The following is a 1,903-nucleotide window of genomic DNA, read 5'->3' as shown; positions in this document are numbered from 1 at the left end:
TTTTTAAAAACCTCCTTCTCGGTTTGTTTTATTTTTGAATTCTTACCAAGAAAGAGGTTTTTAATCATTTTACACAAAATTTTTTACAGTCTCTAATAAACATGCGTTTAAAGAACAGAGTTGTTTTTTTAATCGTTGCTTTGATATTTATTATTTCGATAACCAGCGTTTATGCAAGTAGTGCTTATTTGCCGGTACCTGTGTTTACTGGTCCAGATGGAGACTGCTGGGTTAAATCTGCTGCTATGGTGGCGGCTTATTATCACAATGATACATATGATAGATCGAGTTATCTAAAAACTTTGGTTCCTCAAAGCGAATGGGGGTTAGTTCAAGGAATTATTGATGCAATTAAATGGGGAACGACAGACATTTACCATGATCCTGCAATAAATCCGAAACTTACTTCTACTATGTCTCCCGCAACCATATGCAATTATTTAAATAATGATGCTCCAATTGTTGCACGTATTACCACCGGGGGCATAGGGTTTCATGCTGTTGTTTTAAAAGCGTATACTGATTATGATGGTAATGTTAAGTATAACGATCCATATTATGGAGAAATAGTTGCTAGTTATAGTAAAAGCTTCTATCCAAAATGGCAGGATTCTATAGTTCCATATTTATTGTGAGGTGAAATATTATGAGGAAGTTATGTGTTATTTTTTTAGTTGTTTTATTGCTCATATTATCTATAAATTCTTCTTTTGCTTCAATTCCGTTAAATAAATTAATAGAAAAACAAAACAATATAGAAGAGAAAAAGGTTATACTTAGAGCATTGGAAAACAGCAAAACAAAACCTAAAGAAATCTTATTTGAAGATAGAAAAAATTTTAAGTTTGTTAAAGATCTGAATGTAAAAAGTCCAGATGATTTTGTATATGGAGAACCTTTTAAAGTATTCTATTTTTCTGATATAAATAATGCAAAAGAAAATTTTAAAAAATTTCTTAAAAGTGACAAACTGTCTCATATTTTATATAATACTCCTTATTATTGGGAAATACCTGTATTATTTAAAGAGAATAATACTTTAAAACCCGCTTCTTCAGTGGTAATAAATCGTGGAACAACTACAAGTCTTTGGGGAGGAGATTGGGATTTTGCTCAAATGCCTAGTTATCTCGATCCGGAAACAAGTTATTTATGCAGCCAACCGGACAAATTAGCTAAACTGTTGATATCAAAGGGAATACCTTCCAATGCAGATATATTTATGAATATTACTATTGGAGATTTTTATAACTTTTTATATATTTCAGTGAATGAGAAGGAGTATTTTATCCCATTAAATGATGGTTTAGGAACTAAGAAATTTGATATATATACAAGAAGTGAATTTCAATCAAAATTAGAACCTTACATGAAAAAAGCGTTAAATAATGAGCCTTTGCCTACATTAGGACTTCCTGATGGCAAAGTAAAAAACACATTTCACAACTTAACAACCATAAGTATGTATATAGTCGCAATAGTTGTAGTTTTATTAGTATCTGGTTTTATCTATTATCTTTATAATAAAAAAGCTTATCACAAAACTCGCTAATAAGTAAAATAAGAGAATGGTGACTAAATCCATTCTCTTATAATTATATAATGGTAAAAGTACTTAAATAACGATTCCCCTATTGTGGTACGTATACAGTTAACAGGGATTGGATTACATGCTGTGGTTTTGTGTGGATATAATGGTGGTACTAATCAGGTAACTTATAACGATCCATTATATAAAGATCAGCAACATTTGGGATATCAAGAGTTTTCTTATAACTGGCAGGATTGTGTAGTATGTTTCTTGTTATAGGAGCATTCCTGTAATGATTTAAAATGGGCGAAAATGAGCTAAAACGAACTTTGAAAAAATAAGTACCTCCTGATAAAATACAGAGTGTAAGTT

The 1,903-nt window shown here is 30.6% G+C and carries 3 protein-coding genes; all 3 read left to right on the top strand.

All coding sequences use genetic code 11. From position 1 onward, the window contains the following. The first annotated feature begins 188 nt into the window (after positions 1-188). The 3 genes from BUB87_RS13870 to BUB87_RS15160 all read left to right on the top strand — a co-directional run bounded on the left by BUB87_RS13870 (position 189) and on the right by BUB87_RS15160 (position 1,810). Entirely contained in the window at positions 189-635 is a 447-nt protein-coding gene (locus BUB87_RS13870; RefSeq protein ID WP_073346676.1) for a papain-like cysteine protease family protein, read from the top strand. Positions 636-646: 11 nt separating this feature from the next. Beyond that, positions 647-1,552 (top strand): hypothetical protein, encoded by a 906-nt coding sequence (locus tag BUB87_RS13865; protein WP_073346674.1) that lies wholly within the window; start codon positions 647-649, stop codon positions 1,550-1,552. Positions 1,553-1,636: 84 nt separating this feature from the next. After that, positions 1,637-1,810 carry a papain-like cysteine protease family protein gene (locus BUB87_RS15160; protein WP_159432437.1) on the top strand — a complete coding sequence of 58 codons (174 nt, stop codon included), beginning with the start codon at positions 1,637-1,639 and terminating at the stop codon, positions 1,808-1,810. Positions 1,811-1,903: the final 93 nt, after the last annotated feature.

The organism is Caldanaerobius fijiensis DSM 17918 (genome assembly GCF_900129075.1).
GTDB classification, from domain to species: domain Bacteria; phylum Bacillota; class Thermoanaerobacteria; order Thermoanaerobacterales; family Caldanaerobiaceae; genus Caldanaerobius; species Caldanaerobius fijiensis.
Note: the sequence above shows the minus strand (reverse complement) of the source record. Positions and strands in the feature narration are given on the sequence as shown.